This is a genomic window from Candidatus Sphingomonas phytovorans (genome assembly GCA_029202385.1).
Classification (GTDB): domain Bacteria; phylum Pseudomonadota; class Alphaproteobacteria; order Sphingomonadales; family Sphingomonadaceae; genus Sphingomonas; species Sphingomonas phytovorans.
Genome location: CP119314.1, coordinates 3,955,015 through 3,972,861, shown reverse-complemented (window position 1 = coordinate 3,972,861; position 17,847 = coordinate 3,955,015). Strand labels below are relative to the sequence as shown.

The following is a 17,847-nucleotide window of genomic DNA, read 5'->3' as shown; positions in this document are numbered from 1 at the left end:
GCTCCGTTGTTGCGGACCTTGTCCTACACCTTGATATGACGCTGATGGTTCGGCTATGATCGAACCATGAAGGACGGGCCAAGCATTGCCGCCATCGCCGCGCTGATCGGCGATCCGGCGCGCGCCAACATGTTGACCGCGCTGATGGACGGCCGCGCGCTGACCGTCAGCGAGCTGGCCCAGGCAGCCGGCGTCGGGTTGCCGACCGCGAGCGGGCATCTGGCGAAGCTTGATGCCGCGGGGCTGCTCGTCGCGCGACGGCAGGGTCGCCATCGTTATTTCCAATTGTCCGGGGCTGATGTCGGCGAGGCGCTGGAAAGCCTGATGAGCCTGGCGGCGCGGACCGGGGCGATGCGCGTCCGGACCGGCCCGAATGATGCTGCGCTGCGCGAGGCACGTATCTGCTACGATCATCTCGCGGGGGAGCGGGCCGTGGCGCTGATGCAGGCCTTTACCCGGAACGGCCTGATCGCCGGCGGGGATTCTCCGGCAGTGACGCCTGCGGGCGCCGGCTTCCTCGGCCGCCTGGGCATCGACGTGGCGCGGCTCGGCCGGGCGCGGCGGCCGCTGTGCCGGGCCTGTCTCGACTGGAGCGAGCGGCGAAGCCATCTCGGCGGCGTGCTGGGTGCGGCGATCCTCGACCATGTCATCGCGGCCGGCTGGGCCCGCCGGGGCGAGGGGCGCGCGATACGGTTCGACCCGGCCGGCGCGGTGGCGTTCGACGCAGCGTTCCTGGGCGGCTGAGTCGCGACAAAAACCCCGGCGGTCCTGCGACCGCCGGGGTTCCTGGTTGCTCCGCCCTTGCGGGAAGAGCCCGGTCGGCCCCGACACCCGATGGGGGGCGGTGCCGGGGGCCGTTTCCCGATATTAACGGAGCAGGGAGAGCACGCCCTGCTGGCTCTGGTTCGCCTGGGCGAGCAGCGCCGTCGATGCCTGGCTCAGGATCTGAGCCTTGGCGAGGTTGGTCGTCTCGGTCGAGAAATCGACATCCTCGATCCGGCTGCGCGCGTCGGTCAGGTTGGCGACGTTGCTGGTCAGGTTGTTGACCACCGACTCAAGGCGGCTCTGGCCCGCGCCGATCGACGAGCGGGTCGTGTTGACCGCCAGCAGCGAGGTGTCGAGCGTGTCGAGCGCGCTCTTGGCGCCGGCGGCGGTGGAGATGTCGATGCTGCCGACGCTGGTGAGGTTGAGCGCGGTGATCTTCAGCGCGACCTGGTCGGCCGAGCCCGAACCGGTCTGGATGTTGATCGTGACGTCGCTCGCGCCGAACAGGGTGACGCCGTTGAAGTTGGTCTTCGACGTGATGTCCGAAAGCTGCGACGCCAATTCCTTGACTTCGACCTGCAGGTTCTTGCGGTCGTCGTCGGAATAGGTGCCCGACGCCGACTGGACCGACAGTTCGCGGACGCGCTGCAGGATGTTGGTGACTTCACCCAGCGCGCCGTCGGCGGTCTGGGCCAGCGAGATGCCGTCGTTCGCGTTGCGGATCGCCTGGGTCTGGCCCTTGATCTGCGAGGTCAGCGAGGAAGCGATGGCGGACCCTGCCGCGTCGTCCTTCGCGCTGTTGATGCGCTTGCCGGTCGACAGGCGCTCGATGCTGGTCTGCAGCGCCTTCGACGCCGCGTTCGACGCGTTGGTCGCGCGCAGCGCGGCAACGTTGGTTCCGATAACAGTCATTGTCCGAACTCCATTGTGATCTGACGATCCCCGCCGCCCCCAAGCGGAGGGCCGAGCCGTCATGGAAGGTAACGACCGGCAACGACGCCGATTAAGTAAATTCGCACGGCACGGCCGGAAACCGTGCATTTCCGGGGCCTGTGGTGGCGCATTCCTGCCGGGCGGAAATAATTTGCCGCCATGGCAATATGCTTAACTCCGCGTTTACCATCCGTGCGGCATTTCCCTTCCTATCGAAGGGGGAATTCAATGCGTGCCATCGTCCCGTCAGCTGCGGTCCTGCGGCAGAAATATACGCTCGTATCGTCGCTCCGCGCCCAGGGGTTCGCGGTCCGCTCGTTCGAGGATGGGCGGCCGCAGCCGGGCGACATCTATCTCGTCGCCGATGGCGAGACGCCGCCCGCACCGGCCCGCACCGTGATCATCGGCGATGCCGTCGGCTCGGCCGGCCGCCATATCGTCCCGGCCCGCGACGGCAGCCCCGCGCGGATCGCCTTCGGCCCCGAGGACGCGCATGTCGGCAACGGCTTCGTCCGCGCACTCGTCGCCGAACAGGAAACGCCGACCGCCGCCGACCCGGAGAGCCTCGCGCTCTACGCCCTGGCAGAGCGGGTCGCCGCCGCCGACATCAGCGTGCTGATCAATGGCCCGACCGGCACCGGCAAGGAAGTGCTTGCCCGCTCGATCCATCTCAACTCAAGCCGCCGCGATGGCCCGTTCATCGCGATCAATTGCGCCGCGCTGCCGGAGACGATGCTTGAGGCGCTGCTGTTCGGCCACCAGAAGGGTGCCTTCACCGGCGCTTCCTCGGGCGGCGAAGGGTTTTTCCGCGCCGCGCATGGCGGCACGCTGCTGCTCGACGAGATCGCCGAGATGCCGCTCCAGCTCCAGTCGAAGCTGCTCCGTGTGCTGCAGGAGCGCGAGGTCGTGCCGATCGGTGCCTCGACGCCCGTCTCGGTGGATGTCCGGATCATCGCCTGCGCCAACCGCGATCTCCAGGCCGAAGTCGCCGCCGGCCGGTTCCGCGCCGACCTCTATTACCGCCTCTCGGTCTTCCCGCTGAGCACGAAGCCGCTTGTCGAGCGCCGCCAGGATATCCCAGCGCTCGCCGCGACCCTGATCCTGCGCCATGCCGGCAATCGTGCGACGACCCCCTGGCCCGATGCCTCGGCGGTTGAGGCGCTGATGGGCCATGACTGGCCGGGCAATGTCCGCGAGCTCGAAAACGTCATCCAGCGCGCCTTGCTGTTCGCGGCGGGCGATACGATCCAGGCCGAGCATATCGTGTTCGATCGTCCGTCGGCGCCGGTCCCGGCCTTCGCCGCGCACGCCGCCAACGATCAGCCGGCGACCCAGCCCGCAACCCTGGGCAACATCGTCCAGATGAGCGAGTTCGCGGCGATCCGCGAGACGCTCGCTGCCTGTGGCGGCAGCCGGATCGAAACCGCGCGGCGGCTGGGGATCTCGGAGCGGACGCTGCGCTATCGCCTCGCCAAGGCCCGCGAGCAGGGTGACGACATCACCCGTGCCCCGAACAAGGCGGTGTCGGCATGAGCGGCGTCGGCGGAATCGGCGGCGCGATGAGCGTCGACCGGGTGATGCAGCTTCGCGCGCAGATCCTCGAACGCAACGAAGCGCTGTCGCGGGCCAATGCGACGGCCGGCACATCGGCTCCGGCCCAGGGCGTCGGCTCGTCCAAGCCGACCAGCTTCGCCGCGACGATGGAAGAGGCGCTGAAGAGCGTCAACGAAGGCCAGAACAAGGCCGGCGAGCTCTCCGCCGCGTACGAGCGCGGCGAGAATATCGACATCGCGAAAGTGATGCTCGCCCGGCAGCAGGCCTCGGTCGGCTTCGAGGCGACGCTTCAGGTCCGCAATAAACTCCTGTCCGCCTACAAGGACATCATGAGCATGCCGGTGTAAACCATGAGCAACGCCCTCACCCCGTCCGCCACGCCCGCCCTGCCGGAGCGCTTCGCCAACCCCCTGCGGCAGATCCAGGATCTGCTCGCCCAGCCGGCGGTGCGCCGCAGCCTGCCGATGGTGCTGATGATCGGGCTGATCGCGGCCGCCGCGCTTGCCTGGGTCATGCTGTCCACACCGACGCAGAAGACCCTGTTTTCAGGGCTCAGCGACGTCGACAAGGGATCGGTCACCCAGGCGCTCCAGCAGGCCAAGATCACCGCGCGGATCGACGAGGGCACCGGCGCCCTGACGGTGAACGAGGACGATTATTCCCGGGCGCGAATCCTGCTTGCCGGGCAGGGCCTGCCCAAGGGTGCGCCCGGCGGGTATCAGATTCTCGACAATCTGCCGATGGGCGTGAGCCGCGCGGTCGAGGGCGAGCGCCTTCGCCAGGCACGCGAGACCGAACTCGCCCGGTCGATCCAGGAGATCGATGCGGTGGCCGAGGCGCGAGTCCATCTCGCCACGCCCGAGGCATCGGTATTTGTCCGCGATAACGCCGCGCCCTCGGCCTCGGTTATCGTCAAGCTTCAACCGGGCAGGTCGCTGGGCGATGCGCAGGTCAGCTCGATCATCAATCTCGTCGCCTCGTCGGTTCCGGGCATGAAGCCCGAGGCGGTCACGATCGTCGACCAGATGGGCGGCCTGCTCACCAAGGGCTCCGACAAGAGCGCGCTCGGCATGGCCAGCGACGAACGAATCGCCTTCCAGCGCCGCATCGAGGAAAAGAACCGCGCGCAGGTGGTGCAATTGCTGACGCCGCTGGTCGGCGCCGGCAATTTCACTGTCGAGGTCCAGGCGGATGTCGATCTCGACGAGACCCAGGCAACCCGCGAAAGCTACGACAAGCAGGGCACGCTACGCGCCGAACAGGGCAATTGGACCGGCAACCAGAAGGACGGCGCCGGCGCCCAGCCCGGCGGCATCCCCGGCGCGCTGTCGAACACGCCACCGCCGGCTTCGACGCTCAACGCACCGAAGCCGACGCCGACGCCCGCCCCCGGTACGCCGCCGGTCGCAGGTGCCCCCGGCGCGCCGTCCGCGGCAGCCGCCGTGGTCGGCGCGGTCAGCGATGCGATGAAGCAGAGCGACCAGTATAGCCGTGCCTATGATCTGGGTAAGGAAGTCTCGGTCACCCGGGCTGCTCCCGGCGCGATCAAGCGGCTGTCGGTCGCGGTGCTGCTGCGCGAGCCGGAGGCCGGCAAGCCGCGCAGCCAGCTCGAGATCCAGCAGATCACCCAGCTCGTCCAGACGGCGGTTGGCTATAACCAGGGCCGCGCCGACCAGGTCACCGTGATCAGCCGCAAGTTCGCCGGAGCGACCGCGCTCGACGACAAGCAGCCCTGGTACGAGGCTGGCTGGCTGCCGGTGGTGGCGCGCAACGTCACGGCCATCGTGATCGCGCTGCTGGTGCTGTTCCTCGGCGTGCGCCCGCTCGCCAAGGCGATGCTGAAGAAGCGCGACGACGCGGCGCCGCGCCTGGCGCTCGGCCGCGACTATGGCGGCGCGACCGGGGGCGCGGGCGGCGGTGGAGCCGGGAGTGCCAATGGCGTCCCGGTCAGCATCGACGCGCTCGAAAGCGCCCGTAACTATGACGACCGAATTGGTATGGTACGGGGCTTCACCCGGGACAATCCGGCGCGCGCCGCGCTGGCGGTGCGTGACATGATCAAGGCGGACGCCAAGCCATGACCGCGCCTTTCCGCAACTATACCGGCGTCGAGCGCGCCGCCGTGCTGATGATGCTGGTCGGCGAGGAAGAAGCCGCCGCGATCCTGCAGAAGCTCGATCCCGAGGAAGTGCGCCAGCTCGGCAAGGCGATGTTCGCCGTCGCCGATGTCAGCGAGACCGAGGTCGAGTTCGTGCTCGACGATTTCGTCGGCAAGGCGCGCGAGCGTACTGGTATCTCGTTCGATCCGCGTCCGCAGATCGAGACGATGATGACCCGCGCGCTCGGCCAGGAAAAGGCGGACAGCGTGCTGTCGCGGATCATCCCGCCCGAGGATGCCTGCCAGATCGACCTGCTCGACTGGCTCGACTCGACGGAGATTGCGGGGCTGATCGAGAAGGAGCATCCCCAGATCGCCGCCGTGCTGATCGCGAACCTCGATCCGACGGTAGCGGCGCAGGTGCTCGAATTGCTGCCCGACGCGGTGCAGCCCGATATCCTTCACCGCGTCGCGCGGCTCGGACCGATCACGCCCGAGGCGGTCGAGACGCTGAAGACGGTGCTCGCCGGCCGGGTCGGCACGACCCAGCAGCCGGCCGGCGTCACGCTGGGCGGCACCAAGGACGCGGCGAAGATCCTCTCGAGCGGCCGCAAGGCAACCGAGCTTCGCGTCATGCCCAAGCTGTTCAAGATCGACCGCGACGTGGCCAAGGCAATCGAGGAGGCGATGTTCGTCTTCGACAATCTGCTTGAGCTCGACGACAAGAATCTCGGCACGCTCATCCGCAACATCGACGGCGACATCCTTACCCGGGCTCTCAAGGGCGTGGACGAATCGATGCGCGCCCGCTTCCTTGGTTGCATGTCCAGCCGCGCCGCCGATGGCATCCGCGACGAGATGGAGGCACGCGGCCCGATGAAACTGTCCGAAGTGCTCGAGGCGCAAAAGGTGATCATCCAGATCGCGCGCAACCTCGCCAAGGACGGCACGATCCAGATGGGCGGCGGCGAGGACGATTATGTCTGATTTCACCGCGGGCTTTGTCGCCCGCCACGAAGCGATAGCGCAGGCGCTTCACCAGGCGTTCGAGGTTCCGCCCGAAGGGTTCGCGCCGGCCGATCTCAGGGCATGGGCCACGGGCCGCGCCGGTCCGGTATCCTTCTCGCCGCAATCGGACGGTCCGAAGCATTTCCATCCGGCCGATCCGGATGCCAAGCCGACCGAGGGCTGGGATCCGTTCGCCGCAGTCGAGGCCGCGCCGGCCCCGGCGCCCTTCGTCGATCCGCTCGCTTCCGCTCACGCAGCCGGCTTTGCCGAGGGCATGGCCGCGGCCATTGCCGAGATCGGCGAGACCGGCGATCGTGATCGAGCGCTGCTGACCGCGCTAGGTGAAGCACTGCGCAACGAAGGCAGGCTCGATCGCGAACTGATGGCCCGCCAGTTACGCCAGACCGTGATGTTCCTTGTCACCAGGCTGATCGGGGAAGCGGGCATTTCGCCCGACATCCTCGCCCGCCGGATTGATTCGGCTGCGGAGATTCTCGCGGACAGTGCCGAATCGGCGCTCCTGCGCGTTCATCCCGACGATGTCGCCTTGCTTGACGGCAGGCTGCCCAAGACAGTGTTCGCGGTCGGCGACGCGGATGTCGCGCGCGGCAGTTTCGTACTTGAATCGGCCTCGACCATTGTCGAGGACGGCCCGGAACTCTGGCTTGAACAGCTCACCCTGGCGATCGACCGGGTGGCCGTGCCGCCATGCTGAACCGTTTCACGAGCGATTATCTCGAATCGCTGGGCGTGCCCGATTTCATACCGGCTCCGAAGATCTCCGGCCGGCTCGCCTCGTTCGACGGCCTGTTGATGGAGGCGGTCGGCCTGACCCTGCCGGTCGGCACGGTCTGCCAGGTCGGCACCCGCGGGGTCGGCGTGGAGGCCGAGGTGATCGGTTTCCGCAACGGGCGGACCCTGCTGATGAACCTGGGCGGCCCGGCGCCGCTGCTCCCGCAAATGCCGGTGCGGCCGCTCGGCCCTCCGGGCGAGGCTGAGGTCGGGGCGGCACTGCTGGGCCGTGTCGTCGATGGCGCGGGCAAGCCGATCGACGGGCTCGGTCCGATTCGCGGGGCGGATCACTGGCCGCTCGCCGGCAAGCTGCAAAGCCCGCTCGATCGCGGCCGCGTGCTTCAGCCGCTCGATGTCGGCGTTCGCGCGATCAACGGATTGCTCACCGTCGGCCAGGGCCAGCGTATCGGGATCATGGCCGGTTCGGGCGTCGGCAAGTCAGTGCTGCTCGGCATGATCGTGCGCGCGGCCGAGGCCGATGTGATCGTGATCGGCCTGATCGGCGAGCGCAGCCGCGAGGTTGCCGATTTTCTGGAGACCAAGGTCGCTGGCGAGGCGCGCCAGCGTGCCGTCGTCGTCGCGGTCCCCGCCAATCATTCGCCGGTGCTGCGCATCCGCGGCGCGTTGCGCACTCATGCCATTGCCGAGGCGTTCCGCGCCCAGGGCAAGAAAGTGCTGCTGATCATGGACAGCCTGACGCGCGTCGCTCACGCCGGCCGAGAGATCGGCCTCGCGCTCGGCGAGCCGGCCAGCGCGCGTGGCTACCCGCCGTCGGCCATCGCCATGCTGCCCAACCTGATCGAGCGTGCCGGCACCGACGTCGCGTCGGGCGGCTCGATCACCGCGATCTACACCGTGCTCGCCGATGGCGATGACGGCAACGATCCCGTTGTCGACAGCGCCCGTTCGATCCTGGACGGCCATATCGTGCTGTCGCGCGCGCTGGCCGAACATGGCGTCTATCCGGCGATCGACATCGGTCCGTCCGTCAGCCGCGTGATGACCGACATCGTCGACAAGCCGCACCAGAAGGCGGCGCGCGTGCTGCGGCGTCATCTCGCGACCTATGAGGAGAATCGCGACCTGGTGCTGATGGGCGCCTATCGCGCCGGCACTGATCCGGCGATCGACGCTGCCATCGCCTGCCACCCGGCGGTGATGGAATATATCAGGCAGGACCCTGACGAGATCGTATCGCTCGGCGATGCCGTGATGGAACTCACCGGCGTGTTTGGAGATGGCTAAGCCGGCCAAGCTCGACCGGCTGCTTCGTGTCCGCACGCTGCAGCTTGGGCTGGTCCGTGCCGAGGAGGTGCGGGCGCAGGAGCGGTTCAACAGCGAGACGGCGCTCAAGGGCAGGATCGCGCAGCTCGCCGAAGCGGTCGCGCCGAGCTCGACCGCGACCGAGGGCTTCTCCCTCATCGCCACCGCCCATTTCCGCGACCGGCTCCAGCAGTCGGCCGAAGCGGCGGAGGGGCGGCTCCGCGCCGCTGAACGCGTGGTGGAGCGCGCCGTCGAAGCCACCCGCGAAGCCAGGCGGGACCAGAACGCGATCGAGAAGCTGATCGCGCGTGCCGATGCCGACGCGGCGCTCAAGGCGATCCGCGCGCTCGAAGCCGCCCCGCCCACCCGGAAGATCCGGCACGATCCTTGCTGAAACCCTGAGCGGCGGAATGTGCCGAACGGGATATATGGATGATCGAGCTCTCGACCCAGTTGCCACAGACGACAGTACCGGTTTCCGGTCCAGCCGCGCCGGGGGGCGCGGCTGGCGGATTCGTTCAGCTTCTTGCGGCGTTTCTGGACGCGGGTGCCTCGGCCGCGCCCGACGATCCGGCCGATACGGCGTTGCCGGCTCACCGGCAGGGTCTTGCCGATGACGGCAAGGTCTTGCCTGTCACTCTTGCCGATGACGGCAAGCCGATCGATCCGGCGCTGATCTGGCTGCCGGTCGGATTGCCGATCCCGGCGCCGGCGGCCCCGCCGCTCATGCTGCCGCCAGATCCCGGCGCACGCGCGCCCTTTGCCGGCGCGGCTGGTATCGATCCCGGTCCGGCGGCAATTGCCGCCGCCGTTCCGTTGATGCTGGCCCCTGGCGTCATGGAGGCAAAGACCGACGCCACGATGAAGGAACTGCCGGCCCCGGCCGCCGGGCTCCCGGTGAAAACGGATGTCGGCGTGACGGAGCCTTTGTCGAAGACCGTCGCTGCCGCTCCGTCGCCCATGACCGCGGTTCCCACCGCGCAGCCGGCCGGCCAGACCTTCGCCGCGGCGATCGCGGCGGTCCTCGCCAATCACGAGCGCCCCGCGCGCGCCGATGATCGCGCCGATCCGCGCAATACCGGCGCGCTGGTGGCGATGGCGCAGGCCGATGCCGCGGCGCGGCCCATCGTGCAGGCTGCGGGCGGCGCGCAGAATCCCGCGCTCGACCTGCGCGACGATCGCGGACTGCACGGCATGATCGACCGCATCGAGATGCTGCGCGACGATGCCAATGCGCGCGACACACGGATTCGCCTCGTTCCCGATGCGCTGGGTGGCGTCGATGTCGCGCTGCGCAAGGACGGGGATACGCTCCATGTCCGCTTCACCGCCGACACCCAGGCGACGCGCGCGCTCCTGACCGAAGCACAGCCGCGCCTCGCCGAACTGGCCGACGCGCGCGGCGTGAAGCTTGGGCAGACCAGCGTCGACACCGGCGCTGGCGGCGGCGGCGCGAACCACGCGAATCACCAGTCGCGCGCCGCCCCGCGCGTGCCCGCGCCCGTGGCGGTGCCCGCTGCCGATGCCGATTTTTCCACCGATCAACGACTAGCCTGACATTGAAGGAGCCTGACAATGAGTGACACCGAAGACGCCAAGGCTTCCGGGAAAAAGAAGAAGGGCAAGGGCAAGCTCCTGGTCATGGTCCTGGGCCTGCTGGTGCTCGGCGGCGCTGGGGGCGGCGGCTATTTCGCCTGGAGCAGCGGCATGCTGGGCGGTGGCGCCCATGGTACTGAGGGCAACGGCCCGCGCCTCGTCCCGAAGCGCGAGCAGAAACGCGTCAGCGCGTCTGGCGAGGGCGGCGGCCATGGCGAGGAAGGCGGCAGCGCCGGCTCCAAGCCGCCGAGCGGCTCGGGCGGCGAGAAATATGCGTCCAACTATTATGCGATGGAAAAGGAGTTCACCTCCAACCTGCAGGACAGCGTCCATTTCATCCAGGTCGGCCTGGCGATCTCGACGCCATACGACGATTCGGTGATCGAGAACATCAAGACAAACGAGATCGCGGTCCGATCGGCGATCCTGATGACGCTCGGCGACACGACCGAGGAGCAGGTGTTCACCAGCGACGGCAAGAAGCTGCTTGAACGCCGCCTCGCCAAATCGATCAACGACACGCTGAAGGAAAAGGAAGGATTCGGCGGGGTTGGTAACGTCTACTTTACCAATTTTGTTGTTCAGTGACCTGGCATGGTTAACGGCTCTTCACCACAATCGGGCGAACGGCGGGAACGGCCCCGGCATGTGGCGGAACACGCCACGCTGGGGGTCGCGAACCTCAATCCGTTCGGCGATCTGCACACGCTGCAGCATCTCTCGGCGCGCCTCGCGCGCGGGATGCGCGGCGTGTTCGAGCCGTTGCTGCGCAAGGAAATCCGCACCTTCGCCGAGCCGCTGGTCGTCCAGCGCTTCGCCGATTACCGCGCTGAGCGGCCCGACGGGCTGACCGCCTGGCTGCCGCTGGCGATGACGCCGGCCACGGGCCAGGCGATGGTGGTTCTCGACGGGCGCTTCGTGATGGAACTGCTCGACCTGTTCTTCGGCGGTACCGGCGCCGTCCCGCACGATATGCCGTCCGAATTCACGCCGGCCGCCGAGGCTATGATCGGGCGGCTCGGCATGATGCTCGCCGCACCGCTCAAAGCCGCCTGGGAGCCACTCGCCCGGATCGAGTTCAAGCCCGGTCATGTCGAGGCGAATGCAGCGCTGATCGCCGGCCTCGACGGTGACGATGCAATGGTGATCACCCGTTTCGGCATCGCCGCGGGCAACGCCAAGCCCGTGTTCGTCGACATCGTCTATCCCGTCGCGGCGCTCAAGCCGCACGCCCCGTCGCTGACCGGCAAGGTCCATGCGAAGACGGCCGAGCCTGATCCGGCATGGCGCAACAGCCTGACTCGTGCCGTTATGGGTGTCCGTTTCCCGATCCGATCGGTGCTGGCCGAACCGATGGTCCCGCTCAGCATGCTGATGAACCTGAAGCCTGGTGACGTCATTCCGATCACGCTCGGCGCCGACGTCCCGGTGATGGTCGGCAGCGACCGGTTGGGTGCCGGCACCGTCGGCACGTCCAACGGCCATGCGGCCATTCGTCTCAATTCGATCTCGCACGAAAAACTAGAGGAACTCCAATGACCGACATGACCGGGGGATTCCCCGTCGATTCGTCGCTGGCGGCCAATTTCCGGCTGCTGCAGGACGTCGACGTCAAGCTGACCGTCGAGATCGGGTCGACCTCGCTCACGTTGCGCGAACTGCTCGCCCTGGGCGAATCGAGCGTGATCGAGCTCGATCGTCAGGCGAACGAACTGCTCGACGTGCTGGTCAACGGCACGCTGATCGGCCGTGGCGAGGTGGTGATGGTCGGCGACCATTTCGGCGTGCGCATGACCGAACTGGTCAACCCAGAGAAGCGGGTCTGATCCGCCATGATGTGGTCCTATGTCCTGAAGCTGGTCGTGCTGCTGCCGCTCGTCTGCGGCCTGATGATCGGCTGCCTCTATCTCTGGCGCCGGCTTGAATCGCGCCTGCCCGGCCAGCCCGCCAACCGCATGATGGCGGTCAAGGAAACCATGATGATCTCGCCCGGCCTGCGCCTGGCGGTGATCGAGTTCGAAGGGCGCAAGCTGCTCGTCTCGGTCGGTCGCGGCGGGGTCACCCTGATCGACAAGGGCGACAAATGACCGTCACCGTTACCCGCAAGGGCACCGGCCCGGCGCTGATCAGGACAGCGAAGCCCCGCAACGGCCTCTCATGGGGCAAGGTCGCGCTGCTGGTCCTCGGCATCGTCTTCGCGGTGATGATGGTCCATCCCGCCTTTGCCCAGGCTGCCGCCCCTGCCGTGCCGCCACCCGCGGCACCGGGCGCCGGGGATGCGGTCGATCGCGCGCTCGGCGATCTCGGCGGCGGCAACGCGCCGCTGGCGTTGTCGCTGCAGGTCCTCATCATCATGGGCCTGCTCACGATCCTGCCGGGCATCCTGCTGATGATGACCAGCTTCACCCGGATCATCATCGTGCTCGCGATCCTGCGCCAGGCGCTCGGGCTGCAGCAGACCCCGCCCAACCAGGTGCTGATCGGCCTGTCGCTGTTCCTGTCTTTCTTCGTGATGGCCCCGGTGGTGAACCAGATCAACACGGTCGCGATCCAGCCCTATGCCGAGAACAGAATTGGCGCGACCGACATGATCAAGAACGCATCGGTGCCGCTGCACAGCTTCATGACCAAGCAGACGCGGGTGAAGGACATCACCATGTTCGCCGGCATCGCCAAGTCAGGCCCCTATGCGAAGCCCGCCGACGTGCCCTTCTCGATCCTGCTCCCGGCCTTTGTGACCAGCGAACTCAAGACAGCGTTCCAGATCGGCTTCCTCGTCTTCCTGCCCTTCATCGTCATCGATCTGGTCGTCGCGACCGTGCTGATGTCGCTCGGCATGATGATGATGTCGCCGACGATGATCTCGATGCCGTTCAAGCTGCTGCTGTTCGTCCTGGTCGATGGCTGGGCGCTGACGATGGGCAGCCTCGCCAACAGTTTCGTGAGTTAGCGGCCATGGACGCGGACTATTTCCTGACGATCGCCAACCAGACGATGTGGGTGCTGGCACTCGCCGCGGCGCCGATCCTGATCCCCGCGCTGTTCGCCGGGCTCATCACCGGCATGATCCAGGCGGCGACCTCGATCAACGAGCAGACCCTGTCGTTCGTGCCGAAGCTGATCGTCGTGGCCTTCTCGATTCTGATCTTCGGCGGCCTGATCCTCGGCCTGCTGAGCGACTTCACGGTCAGCATCTTCGAGCGGATTCCGGATCTCGTCCGGTGATCCCGGTTGCGAATCTTTCCCTCTCCCAGCGGGAGAGGGAGGGAACCGCGCAGCGGCGGAAGGGCGAGGGCGAGCGATCCTGCTTGTCGCCCTCGTCCGGCGCCGCGCGCCGCCTTCTCCCGCCGGGAGAGGGATAAAATGCTCGGCTTCGGCCTTTCCGTCGAGCCGCAGCTCTGGGCGCTCATGTTCGTCATGGTGCGCATCGGCGCTGCGTTCATCGCGGCACCCGTGTTCAGCGCTGTGTCGATCCCGGTCACGGTGCGTGTCACCCTGTCGGGCGCGATCGGGGTTCTCGTCCTCGCCGCCCACCCGATCACGCCGCCGGCCGAGATCTTCGCTTTCGCAACGTTTCTCGCGGTCGCGTCCGAGGCGCTGGTCGGCTTCGCGCTTGGGTTCATCCTGCAGATCGCCTTCGCCGCGCCGATGATCGCGAGCGAGGTGATCGGCACGTCGATGGGTATCGGCTTCGCCTCGGCGATCGATCCGCAGAACGGCCGCTCGACGCCAGCGCTCGGCCAGTTCTTCTCGATGATGCTGACGCTCTTGTTCCTGTCGATGAACGGGCATCTCGTGCTCGTCGAGATGATCGTCAAAAGCTATGACGCGCTGCCGGTCGGTGCCTCCTGGCTGACCGCGCAGCAGTTGAAGGACATCGCCTTTTTCGGCGGCTATATCTTCCTCGCCGGCCTGCTGCTCGCGCTGCCGGTCGGTTTCCTGCTGCTGTGCCTCAACCTCGTCGTCGGCATGCTGTCGCGTTCGGCGCCGGCGCTCAACCTCTTCGCGATCGGCCTGCCGACCAGCCTCGCGGTCGGCGTGGTCGCGCTGGCCTTGGCCTTCCCTGCGATGGGTGACTATATGATGGTCATCGTCACCCAAGGGCTCGCCGCCACCCAGAGCCTGGTGCTCGGCTGATGTCGGAGGAATTCGGCGAAAAGACAGAAGCCCCGACGCCAAAGCGCAAGAAGGACGCGGCGGAAAAGGGGGATGTTCTCCGCTCAAAGGAATTCGCGACCGCCCTGGTCGTCATGGCCGGCTGCGCCTGGCTGGCGCTGGCCGGGCCGTCGCTGATCGGGGCGTGCAAGGCGGTGATGGCGTCGAGCTTCCAGTTCGGCCGCGCCGATATCGAGGATTTCTCGCCCTTCCGGCCATTGCTCGATTCGGGCTGGAAGCTTGCCCCGTCGATCATCTCGCTGTTCGCGGTGACCCTCGCCGCCGCGATCCTCAGCCAGGCTGGCCTTGGGTCGTTGAGCTTCAACAGCAGCCTGCTCGCGCCCAAGGCATCGCGGATCAATCCGGCATCGGGGCTGAAGCGAATCTTCGGGCCGCAGGGCTGGATGGAACTGGGCAAATCCCTGCTCAAGGTCATCCTGCTCGGGTCGATCGGCGCCTATATGCTGTGGAAGGCGTCGAAGGCGTCGATCGGGCTGGTGTCCTCCGACATCAACGGCGCGATCGGCGCGCTGGGCGACAGCCTGATGACCATATTGTTCGTCATGGCCGGTGGGTTGCTGATCATTGCCGGCATCGACCTGCCGATCCAGATCCTCCGCCTGCTCGGCAAGCTGCGCATGACCAAGCAGGCGGTTCGCGACGAGCACAAGGAAACCGAGGGTTCGCCCGAGGCGAAGGGGGCGATCCGCCAGCGCCAGCGCGACGTGATGAAGCGCGGCATGCGCAAGGCAGTCGCCGGGGCCCATGTCGTGCTGACCAACCCGACTCATTTCGCGGTGGCGCTGCGCTACGATCGCGGCAGCGATCAGGTGCCGGTCGTGGTCGCCAAGGGGCGCGGCGTGATGGCGCTGGCCATTCGCGAACTGGCCGGCGAATCGCAGGTGCCGATCCTGGAATATCCGGCGATCGCCCGCGCGCTCTATTATACCAGCCGCGAAGGACAGGAGATACGCGACGACCTGTACCAGGCGATCGCCACGATCCTTGCCTTCGTGTTCGGCATCAATGCTCAGGCCGGCGGCAGCCCGCCGCCCGTGCCGGTGCCGCAAACCGCCCGGTTCGACGAAAACGGGGTCAAACAAGCCTAAAGATTGGCCCCGAACGGCCGATATCATGGGTGAAGCTTCCGAGGATAGAATCATGGTCAGTACATCTATCGCGGGTACGCTCGGTACCGGTTCCGGCGTGGACTTCACCGCGCTCGCCAACCAGCTGGTCGACGCGCAATTCGCGACCAAGCTCAAGAACCTGACCGCCACCAACACGAAGCTCACCGCGCAGATCTCCGGCGTCGGCCAGATCAAGAGCGGCATCACCGCTTTTTCGACCAGCCTGACCGCGCTGATCAAGGGCGGTTCGCTGGCGACTCAGCCGACCAGCTCGAACACGTCACTCGTCACCACGAAGGCGCTGCCTGGCGCCAAGCTTGCCGGCTTTACGGGATCGATCGAGGTACGCCAGCTTGCCGCCGCCCAGTCAGCCGCCACCGGCCCGATCGCCGACAAGTCGGCCCCGATCGGGACGGGCATGCTGACCCTGACGCTCGGCACCGCGACGGTCACCGATGGCGCGATGACTGATTTCACCGCCGGCAGCGGCAGCCCGATCAACATCGCGATCACCTCGACCAATTCGAGCCTCACCGGGATCGCCGCGGCGATCAATGCGCGAAACGCCGGCGTAACCGCGTCGATCGTCAGCGATGCGGATGGTTCGCGCCTCGTGCTCAAGGGCCCGACCGGCGCGAGCCAGGCCTTCACCATGACCGCCACGGAAAATCCCGGCTTCGAGGGTCTGTCGGCGCTCAATGTCGGCGTCGGTGCGACCGGCACGACGATCGGCAGCACCGCGAAGGACGCGATCGTCGCGGTCGACGGCGTCGCGGTCAAGCGATCGACCAATTCGATCAGCGACCTGATCGACGGTGTGCAAATCAATCTGGTCGGTGCATCGGTCGGCACCAAGGTCACGCTCGGCACCAGTTCGCCGAATGCGAACATCACGCAATCGGTCAACGATTTCGTCGACACCTATAATCAGCTGCTGGCGGTGGTGAAGCAGGAAACGGATGCCAAGACCGGTGCGCTCTCCGGCGATCCGGTGGCGAAGTCGCTCACCCGGGCACTTGCCCAGCTTACCGTCACCAGGCTGGTGCCGGGCAGCGGGACTGACGCGCCGGCGACGCTGGCCAATATCGGCGTGATGACCAACAAGGACGGCACGCTTTCGGTCAATGCCGCCAAGCTCACCGCGGCGCTGGCCAAGGATCCGGCGGCGGTCGAGGCGATGTTCGCCGACGGCACGGGCGCAAGCGGCAATGGTTTGGGCGCGGCGCTCGCCGCCATCACCGACAATGCGGTCAGCACCAAATATGGCCTTGGCGCGAGCGCTGACCGCTATACCAAGGCCCAGTCGTCCATCGCCGACGACCAGGCGAAAATATCCGACCAGGAGGACAAGCTCCGCACGCGGCTGACCGCGCAGTTCGCCGCGACTGACGCGCGCGTCGCTGCCTACAAGGCCACGCAGGACTATCTGAAGCAGCAGGTCGCCGCCTGGAATGCGCCGAAGGGATGATCAAATACGCAAGCGCGTTGCGCGATCCCGATGCCACCTATCGCCAGATCGACCTTGTCGGCCGCACCGCCGAGGCTGATGGACCGGCGCTCGTCCAGCTCCTCTACGAGGAGGCGATCCATGCACTCCGCGCCGCTGCCTGGGCGGCCGAGAACCAGCAATCCAAGGCCAAGAGCGACAAGGTGACCCGCGCCACCGCGATCCTGTTCGCGCTTGAGGCCAATCTCGATCACGAGGCCGGCGGCGAGGTCGCGCAGACACTGGCGCGGCTTTATGCCGGTGTGCGGCGCATGATCATCGATGCAAGCATCGGCAATGATCCCGCGCCTTTCCGTGAGGTCGCGACGATGCTCGACGAGATCAGCCAGGCCTGGCGGACCGCCCGCACGAGCTGAATAGTGTTGCTGGCCATGGTTGCGGGGTGATTAACCAAATCGTGACCGGCCCGTCCTAGGGTCGCCCTCATCAAGGACGGGACCTCGCCAGATGGATGTTTTCGGCAAGCTGGAATCGGTGGCGCAGCGGCGCGGCCCGGTGCGAACGATCCTCGCGGTCGACGACAGCCGGACCAACCTGGGCGTATTGGGGCGCCGCCTCGGGCATCTCGGCTATCTGACCGTGCTCAGCGACAACGGTGCGGAGGCGCTCGACCTGATCGCCGCGCGCGGCTTCGATCTGGTCCTGCTCGACATGGTCATGCCCCGCATGACGGGCGTGCACGTGCTGGCTGAAATCCGCGGCAGCCGGGACACCGCCGATCTGCCGGTCATCATGCTTACGGGGCGCAGCGATCCGTCGGCCGCGGTCGAGGCGCTGGCGGCCGGTGCTGACGATCATGTGGCCAAGCCCTTTGCCTTCGAAGTGCTCGCCGCGCGGATCGAACGCGTGCTTGCCCGCGCCCGGCGCATCGCCGAGCTAAAGCGTTCCAATGCGACGCTCGACGCGCGCATCGCCGCGCGCGCGATGGAGCTTGGTGAAGCGAAGAGCGCGCTGGCGGCAACCCGCGCTGATCGCCAGCGGCTGATCGCGTCGATCCAGGCGCTCAATGACGAGGTCGAGCGCCTCAGCGCCCGCGCCGGATAGGG

At 67.1% G+C, this 17,847-nt stretch carries 21 protein-coding genes; 20 read left to right on the top strand and 1 reads right to left on the bottom strand.

Annotation, left to right across the window (positions count from 1 at the left end):
• Positions 1 to 66: 66 nt before the first annotated feature.
• Entirely contained in the window at positions 67 to 744 is a 678-nt protein-coding gene (locus P0Y59_18215; GenBank protein ID WEJ98858.1) for a winged helix-turn-helix domain-containing protein, read from the top strand.
• Positions 745 to 867: 123 nt separating this feature from the next.
• On the opposite strand, the gene P0Y59_18210 is transcribed toward P0Y59_18215, so the two are convergent.
• A complete protein-coding gene (locus tag P0Y59_18210; GenBank protein ID WEJ98857.1) occupies positions 868 to 1,677 on the bottom strand; it encodes a flagellin in 810 nt (269 codons plus the stop codon).
• A 249-nt stretch (positions 1,678 to 1,926) separates the two neighbouring features.
• Here P0Y59_18210 and P0Y59_18205 point away from each other — a divergent pair, with 249 nt between their 5' ends.
• From P0Y59_18205 to P0Y59_18115, 19 genes are all read left to right on the top strand, one after another.
• Positions 1,927 to 3,231, top strand: coding sequence for a sigma-54 dependent transcriptional regulator (locus P0Y59_18205; protein ID WEJ98856.1), 1,305 nt, complete (start codon positions 1,927 to 1,929; stop codon positions 3,229 to 3,231).
• Entirely contained in the window at positions 3,228 to 3,599 is a 372-nt protein-coding gene (gene fliE / locus P0Y59_18200; GenBank protein ID WEJ98855.1) for a flagellar hook-basal body complex protein FliE, read from the top strand. The genes P0Y59_18205 and fliE overlap by 4 nt, the downstream gene beginning before the upstream one ends.
• A gap of 3 nt (positions 3,600 to 3,602) precedes the next feature.
• Positions 3,603 to 5,333, top strand: a complete 1,731-nt coding sequence (fliF, locus tag P0Y59_18195) for a flagellar basal-body MS-ring/collar protein FliF (protein ID WEJ98854.1) — start codon at positions 3,603 to 3,605, stop codon at positions 5,331 to 5,333.
• The gene (gene fliG, locus P0Y59_18190; protein WEJ98853.1) at positions 5,330 to 6,337 is read left to right on the top strand and encodes a flagellar motor switch protein FliG; all 1,008 of its coding nucleotides are present in this window, start codon (positions 5,330 to 5,332) and stop codon (positions 6,335 to 6,337) included. Before fliF ends, fliG begins: the two co-directional genes overlap by 4 nt.
• Positions 6,330 to 7,073, top strand: coding sequence for a FliH/SctL family protein (locus P0Y59_18185; GenBank protein ID WEJ98852.1), 744 nt, complete (start codon positions 6,330 to 6,332; stop codon positions 7,071 to 7,073). The genes fliG and P0Y59_18185 overlap by 8 nt, the downstream gene beginning before the upstream one ends.
• Complete coding sequence (locus tag P0Y59_18180) at positions 7,067 to 8,395, top strand: FliI/YscN family ATPase (protein WEJ98851.1); 1,329 nt, start codon at positions 7,067 to 7,069, stop codon at positions 8,393 to 8,395. Before P0Y59_18185 ends, P0Y59_18180 begins: the two co-directional genes overlap by 7 nt.
• Positions 8,388 to 8,807: a hypothetical protein gene (locus P0Y59_18175; protein ID WEJ98850.1), complete on the top strand. Its 420-nt coding sequence runs from the start codon at positions 8,388 to 8,390 to the stop codon at positions 8,805 to 8,807. Before P0Y59_18180 ends, P0Y59_18175 begins: the two co-directional genes overlap by 8 nt.
• A gap of 38 nt (positions 8,808 to 8,845) precedes the next feature.
• On the top strand, positions 8,846 to 9,970 hold the full coding sequence (locus P0Y59_18170; protein ID WEJ98849.1) for a flagellar hook-length control protein FliK: 1,125 nt from the start codon (positions 8,846 to 8,848) through the stop codon (positions 9,968 to 9,970).
• Between the two features lie 18 nt (positions 9,971 to 9,988).
• A complete protein-coding gene (locus P0Y59_18165; protein ID WEJ98848.1) occupies positions 9,989 to 10,597 on the top strand; it encodes a flagellar basal body-associated FliL family protein in 609 nt (202 codons plus the stop codon).
• Between the two features lie 60 nt (positions 10,598 to 10,657).
• Positions 10,658 to 11,548, top strand: coding sequence for a flagellar motor switch protein FliM (locus P0Y59_18160; protein WEJ98847.1), 891 nt, complete (start codon positions 10,658 to 10,660; stop codon positions 11,546 to 11,548).
• A complete protein-coding gene (gene fliN / locus P0Y59_18155) occupies positions 11,545 to 11,835 on the top strand; it encodes a flagellar motor switch protein FliN (protein ID WEJ98846.1) in 291 nt (96 codons plus the stop codon). The genes P0Y59_18160 and fliN overlap by 4 nt, the downstream gene beginning before the upstream one ends.
• A gap of 6 nt (positions 11,836 to 11,841) precedes the next feature.
• Entirely contained in the window at positions 11,842 to 12,096 is a 255-nt protein-coding gene (locus P0Y59_18150) for a flagellar biosynthetic protein FliO (protein WEJ98845.1), read from the top strand.
• On the top strand, positions 12,093 to 12,959 hold the full coding sequence (fliP, locus tag P0Y59_18145) for a flagellar type III secretion system pore protein FliP (protein WEJ98844.1): 867 nt from the start codon (positions 12,093 to 12,095) through the stop codon (positions 12,957 to 12,959). The genes P0Y59_18150 and fliP overlap by 4 nt, the downstream gene beginning before the upstream one ends.
• Before the next feature lie 5 nt (positions 12,960 to 12,964).
• Positions 12,965 to 13,234 (top strand): flagellar biosynthetic protein FliQ, encoded by a 270-nt coding sequence (locus P0Y59_18140; GenBank protein WEJ98843.1) that lies wholly within the window; start codon positions 12,965 to 12,967, stop codon positions 13,232 to 13,234.
• A gap of 138 nt (positions 13,235 to 13,372) precedes the next feature.
• Complete coding sequence (fliR, locus tag P0Y59_18135; protein ID WEJ98842.1) at positions 13,373 to 14,146, top strand: flagellar biosynthetic protein FliR; 774 nt, start codon at positions 13,373 to 13,375, stop codon at positions 14,144 to 14,146.
• Positions 14,146 to 15,273 carry a flagellar type III secretion system protein FlhB gene (locus tag P0Y59_18130; GenBank protein WEJ98841.1) on the top strand — a complete coding sequence of 376 codons (1,128 nt, stop codon included), beginning with the start codon at positions 14,146 to 14,148 and terminating at the stop codon, positions 15,271 to 15,273. Before fliR ends, P0Y59_18130 begins: the two co-directional genes overlap by 1 nt.
• Before the next feature lie 52 nt (positions 15,274 to 15,325).
• Complete coding sequence (gene fliD, locus P0Y59_18125; GenBank protein WEJ98840.1) at positions 15,326 to 16,762, top strand: flagellar filament capping protein FliD; 1,437 nt, start codon at positions 15,326 to 15,328, stop codon at positions 16,760 to 16,762.
• A complete protein-coding gene (gene fliS, locus P0Y59_18120) occupies positions 16,759 to 17,157 on the top strand; it encodes a flagellar export chaperone FliS (protein WEJ98839.1) in 399 nt (132 codons plus the stop codon). Before fliD ends, fliS begins: the two co-directional genes overlap by 4 nt.
• 91 nt (positions 17,158 to 17,248) lie before the next feature.
• A complete protein-coding gene (locus P0Y59_18115; protein WEJ98838.1) occupies positions 17,249 to 17,845 on the top strand; it encodes a response regulator in 597 nt (198 codons plus the stop codon).
• Positions 17,846 to 17,847: the final 2 nt, after the last annotated feature.

Coding starts and splice junctions, on each gene's coding strand:
- P0Y59_18215 (WEJ98858.1), top strand. CDS start 67: ATGAAGGACGGGCCAAGCATTGCCGCCATCGCCGCGCTGATCGGCGAT.
- P0Y59_18210 (WEJ98857.1), bottom strand. CDS start 1,677: ATGACTGTTATCGGAACCAACGTTGCCGCGCTGCGCGCGACCAACGCG.
- P0Y59_18205 (WEJ98856.1), top strand. CDS start 1,927: ATGCGTGCCATCGTCCCGTCAGCTGCGGTCCTGCGGCAGAAATATACG.
- fliE (WEJ98855.1), top strand. CDS start 3,228: ATGAGCGGCGTCGGCGGAATCGGCGGCGCGATGAGCGTCGACCGGGTG.
- fliF (WEJ98854.1), top strand. CDS start 3,603: ATGAGCAACGCCCTCACCCCGTCCGCCACGCCCGCCCTGCCGGAGCGC.
- fliG (WEJ98853.1), top strand. CDS start 5,330: ATGACCGCGCCTTTCCGCAACTATACCGGCGTCGAGCGCGCCGCCGTG.
- P0Y59_18185 (WEJ98852.1), top strand. CDS start 6,330: ATGTCTGATTTCACCGCGGGCTTTGTCGCCCGCCACGAAGCGATAGCG.
- P0Y59_18180 (WEJ98851.1), top strand. CDS start 7,067: ATGCTGAACCGTTTCACGAGCGATTATCTCGAATCGCTGGGCGTGCCC.
- P0Y59_18175 (WEJ98850.1), top strand. CDS start 8,388: ATGGCTAAGCCGGCCAAGCTCGACCGGCTGCTTCGTGTCCGCACGCTG.
- P0Y59_18170 (WEJ98849.1), top strand. CDS start 8,846: ATGATCGAGCTCTCGACCCAGTTGCCACAGACGACAGTACCGGTTTCC.
- P0Y59_18165 (WEJ98848.1), top strand. CDS start 9,989: ATGAGTGACACCGAAGACGCCAAGGCTTCCGGGAAAAAGAAGAAGGGC.
- fliN (WEJ98846.1), top strand. CDS start 11,545: ATGACCGACATGACCGGGGGATTCCCCGTCGATTCGTCGCTGGCGGCC.
- P0Y59_18150 (WEJ98845.1), top strand. CDS start 11,842: ATGATGTGGTCCTATGTCCTGAAGCTGGTCGTGCTGCTGCCGCTCGTC.
- fliP (WEJ98844.1), top strand. CDS start 12,093: ATGACCGTCACCGTTACCCGCAAGGGCACCGGCCCGGCGCTGATCAGG.
- P0Y59_18140 (WEJ98843.1), top strand. CDS start 12,965: ATGGACGCGGACTATTTCCTGACGATCGCCAACCAGACGATGTGGGTG.
- fliR (WEJ98842.1), top strand. CDS start 13,373: ATGCTCGGCTTCGGCCTTTCCGTCGAGCCGCAGCTCTGGGCGCTCATG.
- P0Y59_18130 (WEJ98841.1), top strand. CDS start 14,146: ATGTCGGAGGAATTCGGCGAAAAGACAGAAGCCCCGACGCCAAAGCGC.
- fliD (WEJ98840.1), top strand. CDS start 15,326: ATGGTCAGTACATCTATCGCGGGTACGCTCGGTACCGGTTCCGGCGTG.
- fliS (WEJ98839.1), top strand. CDS start 16,759: ATGATCAAATACGCAAGCGCGTTGCGCGATCCCGATGCCACCTATCGC.
- P0Y59_18115 (WEJ98838.1), top strand. CDS start 17,249: ATGGATGTTTTCGGCAAGCTGGAATCGGTGGCGCAGCGGCGCGGCCCG.